At 56.3% G+C, this 19,622-nt stretch carries 25 protein-coding genes, 1 tRNA gene and 1 riboswitch; of the genes, 25 read left to right on the forward strand and 1 reads right to left on the reverse strand.

The features are described 5' to 3' along the window. Positions 1-2: 2 nt before the first annotated feature. From proC to upp, 17 genes are all read left to right on the forward strand, one after another. Positions 3-815 carry a pyrroline-5-carboxylate reductase gene (proC, locus tag HMPREF9081_RS05180; RefSeq protein ID WP_006305992.1) on the forward strand — a complete coding sequence of 271 codons (813 nt, stop codon included), beginning with the start codon at positions 3-5 and terminating at the stop codon, positions 813-815. A 20-nt stretch (positions 816-835) separates the two neighbouring features. Further along, entirely contained in the window at positions 836-1,630 is a 795-nt protein-coding gene (locus tag HMPREF9081_RS05185; RefSeq protein ID WP_006305993.1) for a YlmH family RNA-binding protein, read from the forward strand. Positions 1,631-1,647: 17 nt separating this feature from the next. After that, entirely contained in the window at positions 1,648-2,199 is a 552-nt protein-coding gene (locus tag HMPREF9081_RS05190) for a DivIVA domain-containing protein (RefSeq protein ID WP_006305994.1), read from the forward strand. 5 nt (positions 2,200-2,204) lie between these two features. After that, entirely contained in the window at positions 2,205-2,663 is a 459-nt protein-coding gene (lspA, locus tag HMPREF9081_RS05195) for a signal peptidase II (protein ID WP_040394568.1), read from the forward strand. Continuing rightward, on the forward strand, positions 2,660-3,568 hold the full coding sequence (locus HMPREF9081_RS05200; RefSeq protein ID WP_006305996.1) for an RluA family pseudouridine synthase: 909 nt from the start codon (positions 2,660-2,662) through the stop codon (positions 3,566-3,568). The genes lspA and HMPREF9081_RS05200 overlap by 4 nt, the downstream gene beginning before the upstream one ends. Before the next feature lie 12 nt (positions 3,569-3,580). Then, complete coding sequence (gene pyrR, locus HMPREF9081_RS05205; protein ID WP_006305997.1) at positions 3,581-4,129, forward strand: bifunctional pyr operon transcriptional regulator/uracil phosphoribosyltransferase PyrR; 549 nt, start codon at positions 3,581-3,583, stop codon at positions 4,127-4,129. A 220-nt stretch (positions 4,130-4,349) separates the two neighbouring features. Next, positions 4,350-5,162 carry an RNA polymerase sporulation sigma factor SigH gene (sigH, locus tag HMPREF9081_RS05210; RefSeq protein WP_006305998.1) on the forward strand — a complete coding sequence of 271 codons (813 nt, stop codon included), beginning with the start codon at positions 4,350-4,352 and terminating at the stop codon, positions 5,160-5,162. A 135-nt stretch (positions 5,163-5,297) separates the two neighbouring features. Further along, positions 5,298-6,029 carry a vWA domain-containing protein gene (locus HMPREF9081_RS05215; RefSeq protein WP_040394570.1) on the forward strand — a complete coding sequence of 244 codons (732 nt, stop codon included), beginning with the start codon at positions 5,298-5,300 and terminating at the stop codon, positions 6,027-6,029. A 58-nt stretch (positions 6,030-6,087) separates the two neighbouring features. Next, positions 6,088-6,275: riboswitch (cobalamin riboswitch) on the forward strand. Positions 6,276-6,395: 120 nt separating this feature from the next. Further along, the gene (locus HMPREF9081_RS05220; protein WP_040395505.1) at positions 6,396-7,427 is read left to right on the forward strand and encodes a sirohydrochlorin cobaltochelatase; all 1,032 of its coding nucleotides are present in this window, start codon (positions 6,396-6,398) and stop codon (positions 7,425-7,427) included. 160 nt (positions 7,428-7,587) lie between these two features. After that, positions 7,588-8,574 (forward strand): Gfo/Idh/MocA family protein, encoded by a 987-nt coding sequence (locus HMPREF9081_RS05225; RefSeq protein ID WP_040394572.1) that lies wholly within the window; start codon positions 7,588-7,590, stop codon positions 8,572-8,574. Positions 8,575-8,579: 5 nt separating this feature from the next. Beyond that, positions 8,580-9,467, forward strand: a complete 888-nt coding sequence (locus HMPREF9081_RS05230) for an ABC transporter ATP-binding protein (protein WP_006306002.1) — start codon at positions 8,580-8,582, stop codon at positions 9,465-9,467. Next, entirely contained in the window at positions 9,467-10,204 is a 738-nt protein-coding gene (locus HMPREF9081_RS05235) for an ABC transporter permease (protein WP_006306003.1), read from the forward strand. Before HMPREF9081_RS05230 ends, HMPREF9081_RS05235 begins: the two co-directional genes overlap by 1 nt. 13 nt (positions 10,205-10,217) lie before the next feature. Further along, the gene (locus tag HMPREF9081_RS05240; RefSeq protein ID WP_006306011.1) at positions 10,218-11,042 is read left to right on the forward strand and encodes a metal ABC transporter ATP-binding protein; all 825 of its coding nucleotides are present in this window, start codon (positions 10,218-10,220) and stop codon (positions 11,040-11,042) included. Beyond that, positions 11,033-11,875, forward strand: a complete 843-nt coding sequence (locus HMPREF9081_RS05245; protein ID WP_006306019.1) for a metal ABC transporter permease — start codon at positions 11,033-11,035, stop codon at positions 11,873-11,875. The genes HMPREF9081_RS05240 and HMPREF9081_RS05245 overlap by 10 nt, the downstream gene beginning before the upstream one ends. Before the next feature lie 63 nt (positions 11,876-11,938). Next, positions 11,939-12,391, forward strand: a complete 453-nt coding sequence (gene rpiB / locus HMPREF9081_RS05250; protein WP_040394573.1) for a ribose 5-phosphate isomerase B — start codon at positions 11,939-11,941, stop codon at positions 12,389-12,391. 11 nt (positions 12,392-12,402) lie between these two features. After that, positions 12,403-13,650: a serine hydroxymethyltransferase gene (gene glyA / locus HMPREF9081_RS05255; protein ID WP_006306021.1), complete on the forward strand. Its 1,248-nt coding sequence runs from the start codon at positions 12,403-12,405 to the stop codon at positions 13,648-13,650. 29 nt (positions 13,651-13,679) lie between these two features. Next, the gene (gene upp, locus HMPREF9081_RS05260) at positions 13,680-14,336 is read left to right on the forward strand and encodes a uracil phosphoribosyltransferase (RefSeq protein WP_006306022.1); all 657 of its coding nucleotides are present in this window, start codon (positions 13,680-13,682) and stop codon (positions 14,334-14,336) included. Between the two features lie 101 nt (positions 14,337-14,437). Here the strand turns inward: upp and HMPREF9081_RS05265 are convergent. Further along, positions 14,438-14,526, reverse strand: a tRNA-Ser gene (locus tag HMPREF9081_RS05265). Between the two features lie 144 nt (positions 14,527-14,670). Here HMPREF9081_RS05265 and HMPREF9081_RS05270 point away from each other — a divergent pair. The 8 genes from HMPREF9081_RS05270 (at position 14,671) to HMPREF9081_RS05305 (ending at position 19,570) form a co-directional block, all read left to right on the forward strand. Continuing rightward, positions 14,671-14,910, forward strand: coding sequence for a type II toxin-antitoxin system Phd/YefM family antitoxin (locus HMPREF9081_RS05270; RefSeq protein WP_006306023.1), 240 nt, complete (start codon positions 14,671-14,673; stop codon positions 14,908-14,910). A gap of 243 nt (positions 14,911-15,153) precedes the next feature. Further along, positions 15,154-15,942 (forward strand): glutamate racemase, encoded by a 789-nt coding sequence (gene murI / locus HMPREF9081_RS05275; RefSeq protein ID WP_006306025.1) that lies wholly within the window; start codon positions 15,154-15,156, stop codon positions 15,940-15,942. A gap of 23 nt (positions 15,943-15,965) precedes the next feature. Continuing rightward, the gene (locus tag HMPREF9081_RS05280; RefSeq protein ID WP_006306026.1) at positions 15,966-16,400 is read left to right on the forward strand and encodes an acyl-CoA thioesterase; all 435 of its coding nucleotides are present in this window, start codon (positions 15,966-15,968) and stop codon (positions 16,398-16,400) included. Further along, a complete protein-coding gene (locus tag HMPREF9081_RS05285) occupies positions 16,390-16,962 on the forward strand; it encodes a hypothetical protein (RefSeq protein WP_006306027.1) in 573 nt (190 codons plus the stop codon). The genes HMPREF9081_RS05280 and HMPREF9081_RS05285 overlap by 11 nt, the downstream gene beginning before the upstream one ends. Beyond that, positions 16,955-17,617 carry a hypothetical protein gene (locus HMPREF9081_RS05290; RefSeq protein ID WP_006306028.1) on the forward strand — a complete coding sequence of 221 codons (663 nt, stop codon included), beginning with the start codon at positions 16,955-16,957 and terminating at the stop codon, positions 17,615-17,617. Before HMPREF9081_RS05285 ends, HMPREF9081_RS05290 begins: the two co-directional genes overlap by 8 nt. Positions 17,618-17,716: 99 nt before the next feature. After that, entirely contained in the window at positions 17,717-18,463 is a 747-nt protein-coding gene (gene rph / locus HMPREF9081_RS05295) for a ribonuclease PH (RefSeq protein ID WP_006306029.1), read from the forward strand. Between the two features lies 1 nt (position 18,464). Then, positions 18,465-19,088 (forward strand): RdgB/HAM1 family non-canonical purine NTP pyrophosphatase, encoded by a 624-nt coding sequence (gene rdgB, locus HMPREF9081_RS05300; protein WP_006306030.1) that lies wholly within the window; start codon positions 18,465-18,467, stop codon positions 19,086-19,088. After that, the gene (locus tag HMPREF9081_RS05305; protein WP_006306031.1) at positions 19,085-19,570 is read left to right on the forward strand and encodes a YfcE family phosphodiesterase; all 486 of its coding nucleotides are present in this window, start codon (positions 19,085-19,087) and stop codon (positions 19,568-19,570) included. The genes rdgB and HMPREF9081_RS05305 overlap by 4 nt, the downstream gene beginning before the upstream one ends. Positions 19,571-19,622 lie beyond the last annotated feature (52 nt).

The following is a 19,622-nucleotide window of genomic DNA, read 5'->3' on the forward strand; positions in this document are numbered from 1 at the left end:
ATATGCGTGATGATATTCAGATCGGCATCATCGGCGGCGGCGCGATGGCAGAGGCTCTGATTGCGGGGATGACGGAGCGGGGGGCGCTCCGCCCATCACAGATCAGCGTATCAGAGCATAAGGGCATGCGCTGTGATACGTTGGCACAGCGGTACGCAGTTCATGCACAGGTCGGGGCAGAGTCTTTTCTGCCTCGTATTCATCTGCTCATCCTCGCGGTAAAACCTGCGGCAGTAAAAGAGGCCATGCGTGAAACAGCAGCGCTTCTTCGGTCGGATGCGCTTGTTCTATCCATTGTTGCGGGGCTCACGGTCGCAGAGCTTGAGGTGGCATATCCGAATCATCCCGTCGTACGCGCGATGCCGAATACGCCGCTTGCCGTAGGGGCAGGCATGTCTGCCTATGCACGCGGCACACACGCAGATGCTGCGGTCTGTGCCACAGTGGAGGCAGTACTCGGCGCCGCAGGGCGCACAGTCGAGGTGCATGAGAGGGATCTTGATGCTGTGACGGGACTTTCGGGAAGCGGTCCTGCGTATGCCTTTCTTGTGCTGGAAGCACTCATTGAGGGGGGAGTTGCCGCAGGTCTGAAACGGGAGACGGCCTCCCTGCTCGCTGCGCAGACTCTCCTTGGGGCAGCGCAGATGGCGCTCACGGCAGAACACTCAGCTGCCGATCTCCGTGCGGCGGTTACGAGCCCTGCAGGCACAACCGCCGCCGGGCTGCGTGTCCTTGAACGCACGGGGGTGCGCTCGGCATTTATGGAAGCTGTCCTTGCGGCGACAAAGCGCTCGCAGGAACTTGGAGAACGCTGATCGAATGGAGTATTGGGAACATGGCAGCAGAACAGAAGGAGCGAATTCTCCGATTTTATCGCGGAAGTGAGGGCGAGGAGACAGCAATCCGCCTGCTCGACCTCGCAGAGGCGGTCATGAAGACCTCAAAATTCCGGCTCAGTTCCTTTTTGGATCCCTATGGGCAGGAGATCGCCGAAACCATCTGCGCAAGCTATGATGGGATCCTGTTGGATTTTAACGGTGGATATGCGGGGGCGGAGCGCCAGCGTGCGATGCTGCGCCACAGAGATTTTGCAGGCACGCCCGACGGCTTTGGGATTGCCTGTGTGGAGGCTGCGTGGAACGGGCAGTTCGCGCGGCTTACGCATCGCGACGTACTCGGCGCCGTCATGGGGCTCGGCATCGAGCGCGAGCTGATCGGAGATATTCTTCCGGCTGCGGATACGGCGAAGATTATCTGCGATGTGAAAATTGCAGCTTTTATCATTCAAAATCTGACCATGATCGGTGCTGTTGGAGTCAAGGTACAGCTGAGCGATGTGACAGAGATTGCGCCGCGTGAGGAGCGGACGAAGGAGATCCGCGCGACGGTCGCTTCCCTGCGTCTCGATTCCATCGTCGCGGCGGGATTCGGAATCTCGCGTAGTCGTGCGGCGGATGACATAGCAGCAGACAAGGTGAAGCTCAACTGGCAGAGTACGGGCAGCGCCTCCAAGACGATCAATGAGGGCGATGTGCTCTCCATGCGCGGACGCGGGCGCGTCGAGGTGACCGCGGTGTGCGGACAGACGAAGAAGGGCCGTACGGTCGTCGTATTGAAGCGATTTTTTTGAGGAAAGGCGGGAGCGGAATGCTGACACCGATGGATATACACGCGAAGGAGTTTGGCAGGAGCTTTCGCGGATTCGATGAGACTGAGGTCAACGATTTTCTCAACGAGGTGATGCAGGCATATGCGGCAGCGCTCGATGAGAACGAACACCTGCGCGCGGAGCTCGGGCGCGAGAGGGCGGCAGGCGATGAGTTCCGCCGCATCGAGCAGAGCATGCGCGAGACGCTGATCGTCGCACAGAAAACAGCCGAGGAAGTCACGGCAAATGCCAAGCGCAATGCGGATCAAATGCTTGAGGCGGCAGCAAAGGAGGCGCAGAATCTGCGCCGGGAGGCGACACTTCAGGCAAAGGCGCAGATGGACGATGCTGCGGACAAGGTGCGCGCTGTGGTCATCGAGTACGAGCGTCTCGTGCATGAGAAGCACCAGTTCCTGCGCCGTATGAAGAGCAATGTGCAGGCAGAGCTTGCACTCATCAATGACGCGATTGCGGAGATGCCAGATATGGCAGCCGAAAAGAAGGCAAACCATGAGGCGGATGAGGGCAAGCAGGACAAGGAGGATATTTAAGAGCGATGAGCGGACGTATGAAAGCCGCCTGTTCTTTTTGGGGCATATTACTGATCGACCAGTTGGTGAAATACTATGTGGAACTGACGATGCTGCCGGGAGAGAGCATCCCTGTTGCATCACCGTTTTTTCATATCACATTCGTCCTCAATCCGGGGGCGGCGTTTGGCATCTTCCGCGATCAGCAGTGGCTCTTCCTCGTGACAGCAATCGTATTCTCCATCGCTTTTCTCTTCTTATATGAGCGTCTGCGCCGGAGCGGTACGCTGATCCACTACGGCAGCGTTGCCCTCGCGGCGGGCGCCGTGAGCAATCTGATTGACCGCATTCGCTTGGGGCACGTCGTGGATTTCTTCGATTTCCGCGTGTGGCCGGTATTTAATGTGGCAGATATTGCTATCGTTCTTGGGACGACTGCTGTTCTCTGGGCGCTCTTTGTGCAGAAAAAGGAGTTCCTGCGGTGAATGTTTTATTTGTAGCGGAACAGGTGGGAGAGCGCCTTGATGTCTTCCTTGTGCGGAGCATGCCGGATTTTTCGCGCAGCTACCTACAGCGCCTCATTGCGGAGGAACTGGTCACAGTGGACGGTGTGACACGCAAGGCAAACTATAAGCTGCGCGGCGGTGAGCAGATTGCGTGCGCTGTGCCTGCTGCGGAAGAGGTTACGATCGCGGCAGAGGATATCCCGCTTGACGTTCTCTATGAGGATGCAGATATCATTGTCATTAACAAGCGGCGTGGCATGATTGTCCATCCCGCCGCAGGTGTCTATCAAGGGACACTCGTCAACGCCCTTCTCCATCACTGTCAGGATCTCTCGGGCATCAACGGGGCACTGCGTCCCGGCATCGTGCATCGCCTCGACAAGGATACGTCCGGCGTCATGGTCGCGGCGAAGAATGACATGGCACATCACTATCTCGCGCATCAGATTCGGGATAAGGAGGCGCAGCGTGAGTACCGTGCCATCGTGCACGGGAATATTGTTCCACGTGCGGGCGTCATCACGGGGGATATCGGTCGGCACCCGACTGACCGGAAGAAGATGGCGATTGTACGAGAAAACGGCAAGCCTGCAACCACGCATTTCGAGGTCTTGGAGCGCTTTGGCGCCTACACCTATGTCGCGTGTCGTCTCGAGACGGGACGCACGCACCAGATTCGCGTTCACATGACGAGCATCGGACACCCGCTTGTCGGTGATACGAAGTATACAGCGAAAAAACATCCGTTTGCGATCCAAGGGCAGGCGCTTCATTCCTTCTCGCTCAGCCTGACGCATCCGCGCACGGGAGAGGGGATGGTGTTCACCGCGCCGCTCCCTGCGGATATGGAGGAAATTTTGCACACGTTGCAAAGCAGCAGATAAGGAGATGACAGGATGATACAGTTCAGAGAAAAGGCAATCCTCATGGACGATGATGGAATTCGGCGCGTGCTCATGCGGATTGCGCACGAGATTGTCGAGAAGAACAAGGGGACGGAGAACCTCGTACTCGTGGGCATCCGCACACGTGGGGTGCCGATTGCTGCGCGCATTGGCGCCGAGATCGCACGTATCGAACAGCGTGAACTGCCGCGCGGGGTGCTTGATATCACGCTTTACCGCGACGATCTCAACGAGCTGTCCTATCAGCCGATTGTGCATCCGACGGAGATGCCGGTCGATATCACGGGCAAGACCATCGTGCTTGTGGACGATGTGCTCTATACGGGGCGTACGATCCGAGCCGCAATGAATGCACTCCTCGATATTGGACGCCCGCGCATGATCCAGCTCGCCGTCCTCATCGATCGCGGACATCGGGAGCTGCCCATACGCGCAGACTACGTCGGCAAGAATGTCCCGACCTCAGCGCACGAAGATGTTTCCGTATTGCTCAGGGATATTGATTCGGAGGAAAAGGTCGTCATTCGCGAACGTGTCTGAACCACAGATGGCAGGGGCGTAACGGACGTTGCGCTCTCTTTTTGTATCTTGGGAAGCACTGATAAATTCTGCACCAACGTAGCGGACCTATTTTATCAGCGATTCTCTTGACGGAAGTTTTGCAATAGAGGTATAATGAAATCAGGACATTTGTAAGGGAAACTGCGCTTCGTTTGCAGGAGTTCAGTGATAATCCTATAGGAGAGACGGAGCAGTCGTTATGATTTTTTACGGCGATAAGCAAAAGTCCATGTTGGATGAGGATCAGGCATCATCGGATGAATTGGAGCCGGGTGATCTCGATGTGGAAGAGGACGAGACGGATGAGATAGCCGCAGAAAACAGTGTCTATGACGGGTATTCGGATGAGGAATTGCTCGCCCACATCCGCTCCTGTGAGGGCGATGAGGCGCTGGACTATCTCATCAACAAGTACCGTAACTTTGTGCGCTCCAAAGCGCGCTCCTACTTTCTCATCGGTGCGGACCGCGAGGATATTGTGCAGGAGGGCATGATCGGCTTCTTCAAGGCGATTCGTGACTATCGCGAGGACAAACTCTCGTCCTTCCGTGCATTTGCCGAGCTCTGCGTGACGCGTCAGATCATCACGGCGATTAAGACGGCGACGCGGCAGAAGCACATCCCGCTGAACTCCTATGTCTCGCTCAACAAGCCCATCTATGACGAGGACTCCGACCGTACGCTACTCGATGTGCTCTCGGGCGCGCGCATCAGTGACCCCGAGGAGCTTGTCATCAGCCGCGAGGAATTCGTGGATATTGAGCAGAAGATGGAGGAGATCCTGAGCGATCTTGAGTGGCGCGTGCTCATGAGCTATCTCGACGGCAAGTCCTATCAGGAGATCGCGGTCGACCTGCACCGTCAGGTGAAGTCGATCGACAATGCCCTCCAGCGCGTAAAGCGCAAGTTGGAAAAATATATGGAGTCGCGCGGGGATGACCTCGACATCGGCACGGTCTATCGCGGACTCACGACGATCAATCGCGGTGTACATACGCCAGAAGAGGAATAGGGGAGCAGAAAGCTCCTCTTTTTTATTCATTTTTTCCATTCATTTTGCAATCAGAAAATAAGTAGAAAAAAGATTTTGAACCTGATATGATATCAGTAGATGTTGTTGTTCTTGTTCTGTAAAGGAGGTTCTGTCATGTGGAAGAAAATCCAATTCGTCCTGTTTGCCTGCGTACTGTCCATGGTGTTTGTCAGCGTCGCTGCGACACAGGCAGAGGCTGCAGCAAAGGCGGCGGAGAAACCGGAGCGCATTGAGCTCGTGCTCATCCTCGATAAGAGCGGTTCGATGCAGGGACTGGAGTCCGACACAATCGGCGGATTCAACTCTATGATCGAGAAGCAGAAGGCGCTCGACGTTCCCGTGCGCGTGACGACCGTCCTCTTTAACGATAAGACGGACGTGCTCTATGAGAGCCGGAACATCGGTGCAGTGAAGCCGCTGACGGATAAGGAATACGAGGTGGGAGGCACGACGGCACTGCTCGATGCTGTTGGCAGTACGATTTTGAATGTGGAGCGTGAACCTGTCGTCAAGACGAAGGGAACAAAGGTGATCTTCGTCATCATTACGGACGGAATGGAGAATGCGAGCACGGAGTTCACGAAGCCGAAGGTCAAGCAGATGATCTCGGACAAGCAGGAAAAGGCAGGCTGGGACTTCGTCTACCTCGGCGCGAACATCGACGCGGCAGAGGAGGCAGGTGCGATTGGTGTGGATCGGGCGAATGCCGTGACGTATCGGAATACGGAGTCCGGTGTCCGCGCAAACTACGATGCGGTTTCTGCCTTTGTCGAAGAGGCTGCTGCTCCCTCTACGGCTGAGAAGGGACTGTGGCGCTCCCGTGTAGAAACAGACACATCCAAATAAGCGCATAAAACGATTGACAATGAATGCGTAAAGATGTATTCTATGTATAGTTTTATAACTAAATGAAGGGGAAATAGGTGCAGCGCATTTGCGCATGCTTAATAGAGAAGCCGGATGAGCCGGCGCGGTCCCGCCACTGTGAGGGGAGCAAACCTGCAACGATGCCACTGGGAGAAAGAGCCTCTTGGGAAGGCGCAGGAGAGCGATGAACCGAGCCAGGAGAACTGCCTATTTGACAATCCACCGTGTGCCATAGGCACAGACCTGCGAGCGACGGGAAGGGGATTCATGTCCTGTATCAGGATCATGGGTTTTCTTGTTGCGGCAGGAAAGCCTTTATTTTTCATCATTTTGGGAGGAATCCGCATGAAGAATTGGAAGAAAATGCTGGTCGCGTCACTCGCCTGCTCGGCAGTTCTGGGCTTTTCGTACAGCCCCGCAGAGGCTGCGTATGAGCTGAATCCCGAGGTGAAGACGGCAACGCCGGCCCTCTTGGAGGCTTCGGAGATCGGTGTGCTGAAGTATGAGAATCCGCAGATGCGGAACTACACGAACAAGGATGCCATCGTCGTGGCGAGCTTCGGCACGACGTTCAAGGAGACGCGTGAAAAGACGATTGAGGCAACCGTGCGTGACATTCAGGCGGCCCATCCGGGTGTGAAGGTTGTGACGGCATTCACCTCCCACATTATCATCGACCGTATCGAAAAGAATGAGGGAAAGAAGTATCCGACCCCCGAGGAGGCGCTGACACAACTCAAGGCAGACGGCTACTCGCGCATTGCACTGGTCTCGCTGGACGTCATTCCGGGAATGGAGTACTCCTATGTCAAGGCTGTGTACAACGAGTATAAAGATCAGTTCAAGACGATGACGTGCGGCACGTCCCTCATGTACTGGCAGGGGCAGGAGGAGCAGGCGGATGACGTGACGGAGTTCATCAAGGCCGTCTCCAGCCAGTTCCCGGAACTCGACAAGAATGACGCCCTGCTCCTCATGGCACATGGAACGCCGCATGTTTCCAATGCATATTACTCTGTGATTCAGGCAAAGCTCGATGCACTCGGCTATAAGAACGTATACGTCTATACGGTTGAGGGCTGGCCGAGTCTCGAGGATGTCATCCCGAAGCTCAAAAAGGCAAATGTCAAAATGGTGACGCTCATGCCGATTATGATGGTTGCGGGCGATCATGCACACAACGATATGGCGGGCAAAGATTCGGATTCGCACAAGAGTATTCTTGAGAGCAAGGGCTTTAAGGTGAATACCTATCTGCACGGTCTCGGCGAGAACAAGAATATTCGGGCTGCATTTGTAGAGCGCACGAATGATGCGTGGGATGCTCTGCAGGGGAACAAGGATGCAGACGCAGATCATCTCAAAATCATGAAGTAAGCTGCAGATATATATCAATTGCAGTCCAAGGGTCTGCTGCAGGAAGTATGCACTTCCGCAGCAGACTCTTTTCTTTATGCAAATTGCCTGCTATAATAATATCACTGGTACGATGCGTCAGACGGATCAAATAATTTCGTATTTTGAGGAGAACTTAGAAATGAAGATAGCAGTTGTTGGTACGGGGATGATTGCACGGGAGGCACTTACGGCTCTGCGTCAGGTGGAGGGAGTCGAGGTTGTTGCGATCTGTGCACGTCCGCAGAGCCGGGACAAGGCACGGGCGTTGGCGCAGGAGTTCGGCATCGCGCAGGTGGCGGCAGACTACGGAGCGATGCTCACGGCGCATGAGGCGGACTTTGTCTACATCGGCATTGTCAACAGCGCGCATTTTGACTATGCACGGCAGGCGATTGCGGCAGGCTGGCACGTCATTCTGGAAAAGCCCTTTACCTCGACGCTCGCGGAGGCAGAGGAGTTGATTGCACGCGCACGCGCTGCGCAGTGCTATCTGTTCGAGGCGGTGACACCGCTCTTCCTTCCGAATTATCAGGGGATCTTGGAGGCTCTGCCGCAGCTTGGGCTGATCCGCCTCGTGCAGGCAAACTATTCGAAATACTCGAGCCGCTATGACCGCTATCTTGCGCACGATGTGGCACCGGCTTTTGATCCGTCGCTCTCGGGTGGAGCGCTTTACGATCTGAATGTATATAATCTGGAGCTCATCGTCTCGCTCTTCGGTCGCCCGCAGTCAGCTGTCTATACGGCGAACATCGGCTTCAACGGGATTGATACGTCCGGGGTGATGACGCTGCGCTATGATGGCTTCATTGCGACGGCAGCAGCGGCAAAGGACAGTACCAGCCCATCGTTCTTTATGATCCAGGGAGAGTCGGGGTGGATTCGCGCAGAGGGAGCGATAAACACACTCCCGTCCTTTACGATCGGGCTGCACGGCAGGGAACCGCAGACATATGCGCTCAACCGTCACGAGCACCGCATGGTGCACGAGTTCGAGGCGATGCGGGACATCTTTGCAAGGAAGGACTATTTGAGTGTGGAGGAAGGAATGCAGACATCGCGGGCGGTGATTGCGGTTATGGAAAAGGCGCGTCTCGTAGCGGGCATTCAATTTCGGGTTGATTGAACACGATGGAATCAATGATGATCGAGATGGAGAATCTCGTCAAGACATTTCCGCATACGAATGCGGCGAAGCAAAAGACATGGAAAACGGCGGTGGCGGGGATCAGCCTCTCCGTTCGGCACGGTGAGGTCTTCGGGCTTCTCGGTCCGAATGGTGCAGGCAAGACGACCATCATCCGTATGCTCACGATGCAGACGCAGCCGACGAGCGGAACGATCCGCATCGGCGGACATGATCTCAGTCGCGACCCGCGCACTGTCAAGGAGCGGATTGGCGTTGTTCCGCAGCATGTGAATTTCGATCAGGAACTCACTGTTTGGGAGAATATGGAGCTGCACGCACGTCTGCATCATATGGGGGCTACAGAGCGAACCGAGCGGATCGAGGATCTGCTCCGAGAGATGGAGCTCGCGGAGGTGCGGAACGATAATGTGCGGCGTCTCTCGGGTGGGATGAAGCGACGCCTCCTCATCGCGCGCGCCCTGATCCATCACCCGCAGGTGCTCTTCCTCGATGAGCCGACGGTTGCGCTCGATCCACAGATTCGGCGGCATATCTGGGATCTCGTGCGCGAAATTGCAAAAAGCGGCGTGACGGTTCTGCTGACGACACATTACATCGAGGAGGCAGAGGCACTCTGTGACCGCGTTTCCATCATCAATAAAGGAGAACTCATCGATGTGCAGACGCCGCAGGCGTTCTGTGAGGCACTCGGCATCTATGCCGTGGAATGGGACGAGGAGGATGGGCGCGCCTATCGCTTCTTTCATACCCGTGAGGAGGCACGCGCCCATGCGCGTCATATCGAGGAGGCGCATGGGCGCGTCCTTTTGCGTCCGACGAATCTCGAGGATGTTTTCATCGAGCTCACGGGGCGAAAGGAGGGACTCTGATGCTGCACGATATCTGGACGGTGTTCTGGCGCGACTGGATTGTTTTGCGCCGCCGCCTGACAAAATATGTGCTCAGCCGCATGGTTTCGCCGCTCATGTTCCTCATTGCTTTCGGTTGGGGGCTCGGGCGCAGCATCGACGTGGGCACGGGTTCCTATCTCGACTTTCTCGTTCCGGGACTTCTTGCGATGAACTCCATGAACATCAGCTTCAACAGTATTATCTCCGTGCACGCGGAGCGTATCTACCATAAGAGTCTCGAGGAGTATCTGATCGCGCCCATTCGTCCCGATGCGTATGTCATCGGTAAGGTTGCGGGCGCGGTGCTGCGCGGTCTGATCTCCTCGGCGATCATCGTTGTGCTGAGCTATCTCTTCGGTGCGCATTTCACGATCACGCCTCTCTTTCTCTTCGTACTTACGCTGAACTGCATGATCTTCGCGGAGATCGGTTTTCTCGCGGCGATGTATATCTCCACCTATGAGGAGATGAGTCAGGTCAACCTCTACGTGTTGCTGCCCATGTCCTTTCTCTGCGGCACATTCTTCTCGACGGCAGCGCTGCCCGATGCTGTGCGTTGGCTTGTGGAAATTCTGCCGCTGACGCATACGAGCCATCTCCTGCGCAGCCTTGGGATGGCAGGGGATTTCTCCGCGCTCTCGCTCACGGTCGTCATCGGCTATGCCGCGCTCGGCATCGCAGCGGGGACGTGGAAGTTTCGTCGGCTGACGGATTAGGATAAGGATCACCATGCTCAGGCATATCTTTCATCACAAGGGAGCAGCGGAGGGCTGCGCGCATTTCTGCTGTACCAAAATCGAAGACTTCGGCGTTTCGTTCGGGACGTTTGAGGTCTTTTCGCATGTCAATCTGCATTTTCACTGTGGGGAGATGACCGCCATCATCGGTCCTAACGGTGCGGGAAAGAGCACTCTTCTGCGTGCAATCCTCGGCGAGACGTCGCATACGGGAAGTCTGCGCTTCGTCGATGCGGACGATCGTCATACGGGACATCCCGTCATCGGCTATGTGCCGCAGTATTTGCGCCTCGACCTGAGTGCACCGACAACGGTTTTGGATCTCTTTATGGCGTGCCAGACAAAGCGCCCCGTCTGGCTTTTTCCTGCGCGCGGCTGCCGTGCGCGGGCACGCGCAGGATTGGCGCGCGTGCGCGCGGAGCATCTGATCGACCGCCGCCTCGGCGCGCTCTCGGGCGGAGAGTTGCAGCGCGTTCTGCTTGCACTCGCACTTGACCCATTGCCGAATCTCCTCCTGCTTGATGAGCCGGTCTCGGGCGTCGATCAGAACGGTCTCGCTCTCTTTTATGACATCTTGGGTCAGCTGCGCGCGCAGGAGGATCTCGCGATCCTCCTCATCTCGCACGATCTCGGCATGGTTGCGCGGCATGCGGACAAGGTCGTGCTGATGGATCACGGGATTGCGGCAGCGGGGACACCGATGGAGGTCTTTGCCGATCCGCAGATGGAACGGCTCTTTGGCATTCTGCCCGATGTTGGCCAATTGCGGCGGCAGATGGCAGAGAGGAACGGAGAGGAGGCACGTTTATGGAACTGATCTATGACGGGATGGATGCACTTCTCCCGTTTGCGTGGATGGAGTACACATTCATGAAGAACGCCCTCCTCGCGATCCTCCTCATGACGCCGCTCTTCGGTCTGCTCTCGACGATGGTGGTCTCGAGCCGTATGGCGTTCTTCTCGGATTCGCTCGGACATGGTGCCTTCACGGGCATTGCCATCGGTGCGCTTGTTGGGCTGTTTTCGCCGCTCACATCGCTGCTCATCTTCTCCGTTCTGTTCGCCCTCCTCATCACATGGATCAAGCATCGCACGGCGGCATCGGCGGATACGGTCATCGGCGTGTTCTCCTCGACGGCGATCGCAGTCGGTCTGATGGTTATGAGCCACGGCGGGAGCTTTGCAAAATTCTCTCCACTGCTCATCGGCGACATCCTGAGCATTACGCCCGCCGATCTCGGGGGACTGCTTGCAGTCAATGCCTTTGTTCTCATCGGTTGGGTATTTCTCTTCAACCGCCTGCTTCTGCTCTCGGTCAATGCGTCGCTTGCGCGCAGCCGCGGCATCTCCACCATTGCTGTGGAGTCTGTGTTCGCCGCGCTGCTCGCCATTGTCGTCGCCGTGAGCATCCAATGGGTCGGCATCCTCATCATCAATGCACTGCTCGTTCTGCCGGGTGCAGCTGCCCGCAACATTGCGCGCAGTGTCAAGGAGTATCACGTCGCCTCGGTCGCACTTGCACTCCTGTCCGGGCTGATCGGGCTCTTTACCGCGTACTACTTTGGCATTGCCGCAGGCGCGGCAATCGTGGCGGCAGCCGCCGTATTCTTCTTTGCATCGCTTACCGTACGCACGCGTTTTCAGCGCTAGCAGCACTGTTATTTTTTCGGCGTTTATGCTAGAATGATGACGTATGAGAAGGAGGGCATTTTCATGAATATTACGATTGGCAGCGACCACGGCGGGGTGGAGCTCAAGGAAGAGGTCAAGATGGTGCTCCATGAGTTCAGCGATGTGCGTGTGAAAGACATCGGCACCTTCGGCAGGGAGTCGGTCGACTATCCGGATATTGCGGAGAAGGTTTGCGCCGATGTCGTCTCCGGCAAGGCGGATCGCGGCATTGTCCTCTGTGGCACAGGCATCGGCATCTCGATTGCGGCAAACAAGATCGACGGCATTCGCGCCGCGCTCTGCACGGATGTGTATTCGGCGATCATGGCGCGAAGGCACAACGATGCGAATGTGCTTGCTCTTGGCGGACGCGTGCTGGGATTCGGTCCTGCGGGTGAGATCGTACGCGCGTGGATCCGTACGGAGTTTGAAGGCGGGCGTCATGCGCGCCGCATCGAGAAGACGATGGCGCTGCAGAATAATAAAAAAAGCTAAGGAGAGTTTCTATGAGTATTATGGATTCGCTGAAAAAGGCAGATGCACAGGTGTTTGAGGCAATTGAAGCGGAACTCAATCGTCAGCGCACAAAGCTGGAGCTCATTGCCTCGGAGAACATTGTCAGCCGTGCCGTCATGGAGGCGCAGGGCAGCGTGCTCACGAACAAGTACGCCGAGGGATACCCGGGCAAGCGTTACTACGGCGGCTGCGAATACGTCGATGTGGCAGAGCAGCTTGCGATCGATCGAGCAAAGGAACTCTTCGGTGCGGCATGGGCAAATGTCCAGCCGCACTCGGGTGCACAGGCGAACATGGCGGTGTTCTTCGCGCTCCTTCAGCCGGGTGATACGATCCTCGGTATGAATTTGACGGATGGCGGACATTTGACGCACGGCAGCCCCGTCAACATCTCCGGCACGTATTACAAGGTCATTCCCTACGGCGTGGACAAGGAAACGGAGCGCATCGACTATGACGCACTCGAGTGCCTTGCAAAGGAGCACAAGCCGAAGATGATCATTGCAGGGGCTTCGGCATATGCGCGTACGATTGACTTTGAGCGCATCGCGGCGATTGCCAAGGCGGTCGGTGCGATCTTTATGGTGGATATGGCGCACATTGCAGGACTCGTTGCCGCAGGGCAGCATCCGAGTCCCGTACCGCACGCCGATGTCGTGACCTCGACCACGCATAAGACCCTGCGCGGTCCGCGCGGCGGCATCATCCTCGGGCGCGACGAGGAGCTCGGCAAGAAGATCAACAAAGCGGTATTCCCAGGCATTCAGGGTGGACCCCTTATGCACGTCATCGCGGCAAAGGCGGTCGCGCTCGGTGAGGCTCTGCAGCCCTCGTTCAAGGAATACGGCGCACAGGTGGTGAAGAATGCGGCGGCGCTCGCAGATGAGCTGACGAAGCTTGGCTACCGCATTGTCTCAGGCGGCACAGATACACATGTTATGCTTGTTGATCTCACGAACAAGGACATCACGGGCAAGGATGCACAGAATCTCCTCGACGAAGTCAATATTACGGCGAACCGCAACACGATCCCGTTTGAGCCGCGCAGCCCGTTCATCACGAGCGGCATTCGCCTCGGCTCACCGGCACTCACGACACGCGGCTTCAAGGAAGAGGATATGCGCGAGGTGGCGCGGATCATCGCCCACGTCCTCGACGCACCGGCGGACGAAGCGCGCAGGGAGGAGGCACGGAGCCGTGTCGCTGCGCTTTGCGACAAGTATCCCCTTTATGAGTAACTTTTTCTGGAAGAAAGGGAGCCTTTTCCATGGCTGATACATTCCATCCGTCCGATATCAAGAGTCTCCATCTCGTTGACCATCCGCTCATCCAGCACAAATTGACGCTCATGCGCATGAAGGAGACGGGGACGAAGGAGTTTCGCGAGCTGCTCTCGGAGATCGCAATGCTTATGGCGTACGAGATCACGCGCGATTTCCCGCTGCGCGATGTGGAGATCGAAACGCCCGTCGCAGCGTGTCACGCGAAGATGCTTGAGGGCAAGAAGCTCGGCATCGTGCCCATCCTGCGCGCGGGACTCGGCATGCTTGACGGCATTCTGACACTCGTTCCTGCTGCGCGCGTCGGTCATATCGGACTCTATCGCGATCCGAAGACACTCGAGCCCGTCGAGTACTACGCGAAACTTCCGAGCGGTGTGGAGGATCGCACGCTCATCGTTCCCGATCCCATGCTCGCGACGGGCGGCAGCGCGTCGGCAGCACTCACACTGCTCAAGGAGAAGGGCGCGCGGAACATCATCCTCATGTGTCTTGTATCCGCGCCCGAGGGGATTCGGCGCGTGTCTGCCGACCATCCCGATGTGCCGATCTACGTCGCCGCCGTGGACGAACGCCTCAATGATCATGGCTACATTGTACCGGGACTCGGCGATGCGGGTGACCGCATCTTCGGAACGCTGTAAGAAAACGCTTTTGGATTTCCCTGTCGTACGGGGAAAGAGGGACAAAGAAGAGGCTGCTGCACGTTGATTTTGTGCAGCAGCCTCTTTTCAATTTCAAAATATGGCGGAGAGGGTGGGATTCGAACCCACGGTGCGTTGCCGCATCACCGGTTTTCAAGACCGGCTCCTTAAACCACTCGGACACCTCTCCGTGTTCAGCGTCGCTATTTTATCAAAAATGCAGGAGAGCTGTCAATAGCCGTAGCGTATTTATGGCACATAGTACATATTGAAAAATGAAGTTTTTTGTAGTAATATAAGGTTAGCTAAATTAGCTAGAAAGGAGTGGTCGACCATGCGTCAGGTAAATATGCTCGAAGCGAAAACCGATTTGTCGAAACTGGTCAAAACATTGGAGAGTGGCGAGGAAGATGTGATCTGCATTGCGCGCAGCGGCACACCTATTGTCCAAATGACGCTCATCCACAAAACGCAGGGAAAAAGGCGCATCGGTGTGGCAAGGGGAAAATTCATTGTTCCCGATGATTTTCAGCGTTGGGATGAGGAAGTCATGGATATGTTCGAGGCTTCCTAATGTGAGAATATGCTGTTCCTCACGCATGATGTTCTGCTCCAAGATTATGACGAGCCGTGTGTAAGCCTTGTATAAGGCTTATTTTTTATTTGTGCAATATCTGAAATAACTTCCTCATCAAAATGATAAAATATTGTAAAAGTTCAATGAGGAGATTATAACAAGAAGCGTGTGAATTTGTCAAAGGCGAAATAAGTTGGTATAATAGGTTCGTGTGATTCGGTGCAGAAGAGGAGATGGCATATGCGAATTGCTCTGTTTGATTCGGGGATTGGCGGACTGACGGTGCTCAGCCACGCACGGCGGGTGCTACCGTCGGAGGAATTCATCTTCTTTGCCGATCGGGATCATGTGCCCTATGGAACGAAGTCCGTGCCTGCCGTGCGTGGCTATGTACGGGAGGCATTCCGTTTCCTCATCGAAAAGCAGAGGGCAGATGCCGTCGTTGTCGCCTGCAATACGGCGACTTCGGTTGCTGTGGATGAGATGCGGCGCCTCTATGAAGTGCCAATCATCGGCATGGAGCCTGCGGTGAAAATGGCGCTCGAGCAGGATGCGGATCGTCGCGTGCTCGTAACGGCGACGCCCATCACCATAAACGGTGAAAAACTGCGGCGCCTCGTTTCGGCGCATGATGCGAAGAATCTTGTGGACCTCCTCGCACTTCCACGTCTCGTCGAGTTTGCCGAGCGCAGGGAGTTCTCCTCGCCGCGCGTCGAGGCGTATCTATGGGATGCGCTTTCTCCTTACGATTTGCGCAAGTATTCCGCGATTGTGCTCGGTTGCACGCATTTTAACTATTTTAAGGACACGTTGCGGCGGCTCCTGCCGAAAACGGTGGGATTTGTGGACGGCAACGAGGGAACGGTCGAGGAGCTGGCGCGGCGGACGGGTCTGACGACGGTGGTCGCTGGTGTGCAGACAGCGCCGTGCAGCTTCTTTGAGTCCGGCAGGCCGATTATGGGGACGGAGTCGCTCGCGCGCATTGAGAGCTATCTTGCGCGTGCTGCGCGCATGGAGGAAGTTGTTTGACGATATGAAGGAAGGGAGCATTCATGCCGATTCGTGTTGAACATCGGGTGAATTTCTACGATACGGATGCGATGGAGGTCGTGCACCACGCGAACTACATCCGCTGGTTCGAGATCGGGCGCGTTGCCTATCTGCGCCGCATCGGCATCACGTTGGGGGCGCTGATGGAAGCGGGCTACGTCTTCCCCATTACGAAAGTAGGGGCACAGTTTCATGCGCCGGGACATTTTGACGATGATCTTGTGATTGAGACAACGGCGACGGCACTGACTAGGGCGAAGATGGCGTTTTCGTACCGCATTCTGAATGCGGCAAAAACGGTGCTCGTGACGGGGTTTTCGGAGAATGTATTTACGCTTCGTGAGACGGGGCATATCACTCGTCTGCCGAAGGCGTTCTATGAGCCGCTGGAGGCAGCGATGATTGCGGAGAAAGAAGGACGGGACATTGGACTTTGAATTTATATGGTGGACGTATTGGATATTGGCACTGCTGGTTTTTTTTGAGCTTGGAAAGAAGGCTTTTTTTGCCTATTTCGGAGCGGAAAAGATCGTACCCAAACGGGAGGAAATGTCACCGTTTTCCGTGGTCGAACGCACAGAGGACAGACTCGTGATTGGTGCGACGATTCCGTTTGTGAACGAGGGGGAGCAATGTGGTGTTATCATGGATGCGATTCTGCGCGTGCAGCTGCCCTATGAGCAGTATGACGGCGCACTTGTGCGCGGCAAGGTGGAGCTTGCGGGCGCGCCGCGTGAGGACGATTATTTTGAGGCGATCGTCATTCAAAAATCCGAACAAATAGATCTTGTCCTCAAGCTTTCCATTGAGGGACGAAAGGGGTATTCCATTGAGGAAGCGATTGCGCATATGCCGGACTTCCGCATGGATCTCATCTATCAGGAAACGGGACGTGTTCTGGCACATTATTCCAAGGTGATCTTGAAGATCACAGCGGCAGAAATCGCCGCACTCGCGGGTGTCACGCTTGTGCAGGAAGGGGGCAGAAAGAATGGCTGAGATCAAGATCCTTCCTGTTCCGACGCGGATTCTGACCGACGCGGACGACATTGTGGATGCCATCGAGTACTATGCGGGTGCGCAGGTGACGGCAGATGATCTCGTCTGCTGCGCCGAGAGTGTCGTCGCCGTAACACAGGGGCGCTTTGTCCGCCCGGAGGAACTTCATATTTCCGGCATGGCAAAATTTCTGTGTCGTTTTATTCCGGACTATGGCAGTCTTGCAACGCCGCATGGCATGCAGGCGCTTATGGACGTGGAGGGCAAGTGGCGCGTTACAGCCGCACTCTTTGCGGGATTCCTCGGGAAGCTCGTCGGCAGGAAGGGGCTTTTCTATCAGTGGGGCGGCAAGGAAGCGGCACTCATTGACGATGTGACGGGGACGATGCCGCCGTTCGACAAGGTGATTGTCTACGGCCCTGCTGAGCCGGAGAAGGTCGCCGCGCACATTCGTGAGCGCGTGGGCGCATTTGGCGGCATGATCGCGGATGTGAATGACCTCAAGCGCTCGCGCGTTGTCGGCGTATCGGACGGTGTGAACGGGGAACTCGCAGCACAGCTGTTGCTCGACAATCCGTTCGGCAACGCCTCACAGAAGACGCCGATCTGCATCATCAAGAACTATCGGCAGTATCAGGAGAATCATACGGGGTAAGTTCAAGGCCCCTTTCCACCATGCTGTGCATGGTCCCCCTCCCCCGCTTCGGCAGGGGAGGCTTTGCATTATGGAATTCCACAAAGGAGAAAATATTTCATGCCAAGAAGAGATCTGAGGCGTGCCGATCAACTGCGCCCCGTGCGGATCGAGCGCGGATATCAGCGCTATCCGGCAGGCTCTGCGCTCATCGAGACGGGGCATACGCGCGTCTTGTGTGCGGCGACCGTCGAGGAGCGTGTACCGTTCTTTCTGAAAGGTTCTGGGACGGGGTGGGTGACGGCGGAGTATTCCATGCTGCCGGGCGCAGGTACGGAGCGTACGGCGCGCGAGGCGATGCGCGGTCATCAGACCGGACGCACGCAGGAGATTCAGCGCCTCATCGGACGTGCCCTGCGCGCCGTCGTCGATATGAAGGCGCTCGGGGAACGCACTGTTCACATTGACTGTGATGTCCTGCAGGCAGATGGCGGGACGCGCACGGCATCGATCACGGGGGCGTTCGTTGCGCTTGTGGAGGCGTGTGCGACATTCTATACGAAGCATGGCATTTTCCCCGTGCGCGACTATGTGGCAGCGGTCAGCGTCGGCGTGAGTGCCGATGACACACCTCTCCTTGATATCTGTTATGAGGAGGATTCGACCGCGATGGTCGACATGAATCTCGTCATGACGGGTGCGGGAGAATTCGTCGAGGTGCAGGGAACGGGCGAGGGACGCTCTTTTTCGCGCACGGAGATGAATGCCCTCCTCGATCTTGGGGAGCGCGGCATCCGTGAGCTCATCGATTATCAGAAAGTGGCACTCGGCGAAACGCTCGCGTGGCTGCCCGGGCGGGAGGGATAATATGGGCGAAAAGATGATACTCATTGCAACGTCGAACGCGGGCAAGGTACGCGAGATGGAGAGGGCATTCGAGGGACTGCCCGTGCGCCTTGTCCCACTCTCACGTCTGCATGAAGTCCTGCCCGATGTAGGGGAAATCGAAGAACCCGTCGAGGATGGGGCGACATTTCTCGAAAATGCGCGCATTAAGGCGCATTACTATCAAGAAAAGACGGGGCTTGCCGCACTTGCAGACGACTCAGGCCTCTCGGTGGACGTGCTGGACGGTGCGCCCGGCGTATATTCGGCGCGCTATGCAGGCGTGCACGGTGACGACGCGGCGAACAATGCGAAGCTGATTGCGGACATTCAGGCACATGGTACGGAGAATGCCGTCGCTGCATATCACTGTGCACTCGTACTCGTGTTTGAGGATGGGCGGGAACTTGGTGCAGAGGGCACCTGCGCGGGCTTTATACGCCCTGAGGCACGCGGTACGGAGGGGTTCGGCTACGACCCGCATTTCTATCGCGCAGACGGGCGCTCAATGGCAGAGCTGACACGCGAGGAGAAACATGCGATCAGCCATCGTGGTGCGGCACTCGAAATGATGAAGACAATGTTGTTGGAAAGAGGGTTGACGTGAGAATCGGAATTGTCAGTGACAGCCACGGCAACACGGGGGTATTTGAGGACATGCTTGCCGTGTCGGGGGCGGCGGACGCGGAGATGTGGCTGCATGCGGGAGACTTTGCGACGGATGCGGACGATTTGGAGATCCTGTCAGGCAAACGCGTCGTGCGTGTGCTCGGCAACTGTGATCTCTTCGTGGACGGCGTGTATGATGAAACCGTGATTGAGGTTGCGGGACACCGTATCTTTCTCACGCACGGACATCTCTTCAACGTGCGTTTTGATACGGCGATGCTTGCACAGGCAGCGCGTGAGGCAGGGGCGGATATTGCCGTCTACGGACATACGCATGTGGCGCTCGAGGAGCATGGCGATGTGACCATACTCAATCCGGGCAGCATTGCGCGTCCGCGTGATGAGATGCACGGCTCATTCATGCTTGCAGAGCTGAATGAGGGAGAACCTCCACAGGTGACTCTCATTCGCATTTCATAAAGTAAAAAATACGAAAGCCTGCATTTTCAAGGGCTTTCTCATATAAAAAATT

The organism is Centipeda periodontii DSM 2778 (assembly GCF_000213975.1).
Lineage (GTDB): Bacteria > Bacillota > Negativicutes > Selenomonadales > Selenomonadaceae > Centipeda > Centipeda periodontii.

Bases quoted from the DNA above. Each gene is read 5' to 3' on its own strand.
- lspA (WP_040394568.1), top strand. From the start codon at position 2,205: ATGAGCGGACGTATGAAAGCCGCCTGTTCTTTTTGGGGCATATTACTG.
- murI (WP_006306025.1), top strand. From the start codon at position 15,154: ATGCGAATTGCTCTGTTTGATTCGGGGATTGGCGGACTGACGGTGCTC.
- HMPREF9081_RS05240 (WP_006306011.1), top strand. From the start codon at position 10,218: ATGCTCAGGCATATCTTTCATCACAAGGGAGCAGCGGAGGGCTGCGCG.
- HMPREF9081_RS05290 (WP_006306028.1), top strand. From the start codon at position 16,955: ATGGCTGAGATCAAGATCCTTCCTGTTCCGACGCGGATTCTGACCGAC.
- sigH (WP_006305998.1), top strand. From the start codon at position 4,350: ATGATTTTTTACGGCGATAAGCAAAAGTCCATGTTGGATGAGGATCAG.
- rpiB (WP_040394573.1), top strand. From the start codon at position 11,939: ATGAATATTACGATTGGCAGCGACCACGGCGGGGTGGAGCTCAAGGAA.
- glyA (WP_006306021.1), top strand. From the start codon at position 12,403: ATGAGTATTATGGATTCGCTGAAAAAGGCAGATGCACAGGTGTTTGAG.
- HMPREF9081_RS05225 (WP_040394572.1), top strand. From the start codon at position 7,588: ATGAAGATAGCAGTTGTTGGTACGGGGATGATTGCACGGGAGGCACTT.
- proC (WP_006305992.1), top strand. From the start codon at position 3: ATGCGTGATGATATTCAGATCGGCATCATCGGCGGCGGCGCGATGGCA.
- HMPREF9081_RS05245 (WP_006306019.1), top strand. From the start codon at position 11,033: ATGGAACTGATCTATGACGGGATGGATGCACTTCTCCCGTTTGCGTGG.
- HMPREF9081_RS05230 (WP_006306002.1), top strand. From the start codon at position 8,580: ATGGAATCAATGATGATCGAGATGGAGAATCTCGTCAAGACATTTCCG.
- rdgB (WP_006306030.1), top strand. From the start codon at position 18,465: ATGGGCGAAAAGATGATACTCATTGCAACGTCGAACGCGGGCAAGGTA.
- HMPREF9081_RS05190 (WP_006305994.1), top strand. From the start codon at position 1,648: ATGCTGACACCGATGGATATACACGCGAAGGAGTTTGGCAGGAGCTTT.
- HMPREF9081_RS05185 (WP_006305993.1), top strand. From the start codon at position 836: ATGGCAGCAGAACAGAAGGAGCGAATTCTCCGATTTTATCGCGGAAGT.
- HMPREF9081_RS05220 (WP_040395505.1), top strand. From the start codon at position 6,396: ATGAAGAATTGGAAGAAAATGCTGGTCGCGTCACTCGCCTGCTCGGCA.
- HMPREF9081_RS05280 (WP_006306026.1), top strand. From the start codon at position 15,966: ATGCCGATTCGTGTTGAACATCGGGTGAATTTCTACGATACGGATGCG.
- HMPREF9081_RS05235 (WP_006306003.1), top strand. From the start codon at position 9,467: ATGCTGCACGATATCTGGACGGTGTTCTGGCGCGACTGGATTGTTTTG.
- HMPREF9081_RS05270 (WP_006306023.1), top strand. From the start codon at position 14,671: ATGCGTCAGGTAAATATGCTCGAAGCGAAAACCGATTTGTCGAAACTG.
- HMPREF9081_RS05215 (WP_040394570.1), top strand. From the start codon at position 5,298: ATGTGGAAGAAAATCCAATTCGTCCTGTTTGCCTGCGTACTGTCCATG.
- pyrR (WP_006305997.1), top strand. From the start codon at position 3,581: ATGATACAGTTCAGAGAAAAGGCAATCCTCATGGACGATGATGGAATT.
- upp (WP_006306022.1), top strand. From the start codon at position 13,680: ATGGCTGATACATTCCATCCGTCCGATATCAAGAGTCTCCATCTCGTT.
- rph (WP_006306029.1), top strand. From the start codon at position 17,717: ATGCCAAGAAGAGATCTGAGGCGTGCCGATCAACTGCGCCCCGTGCGG.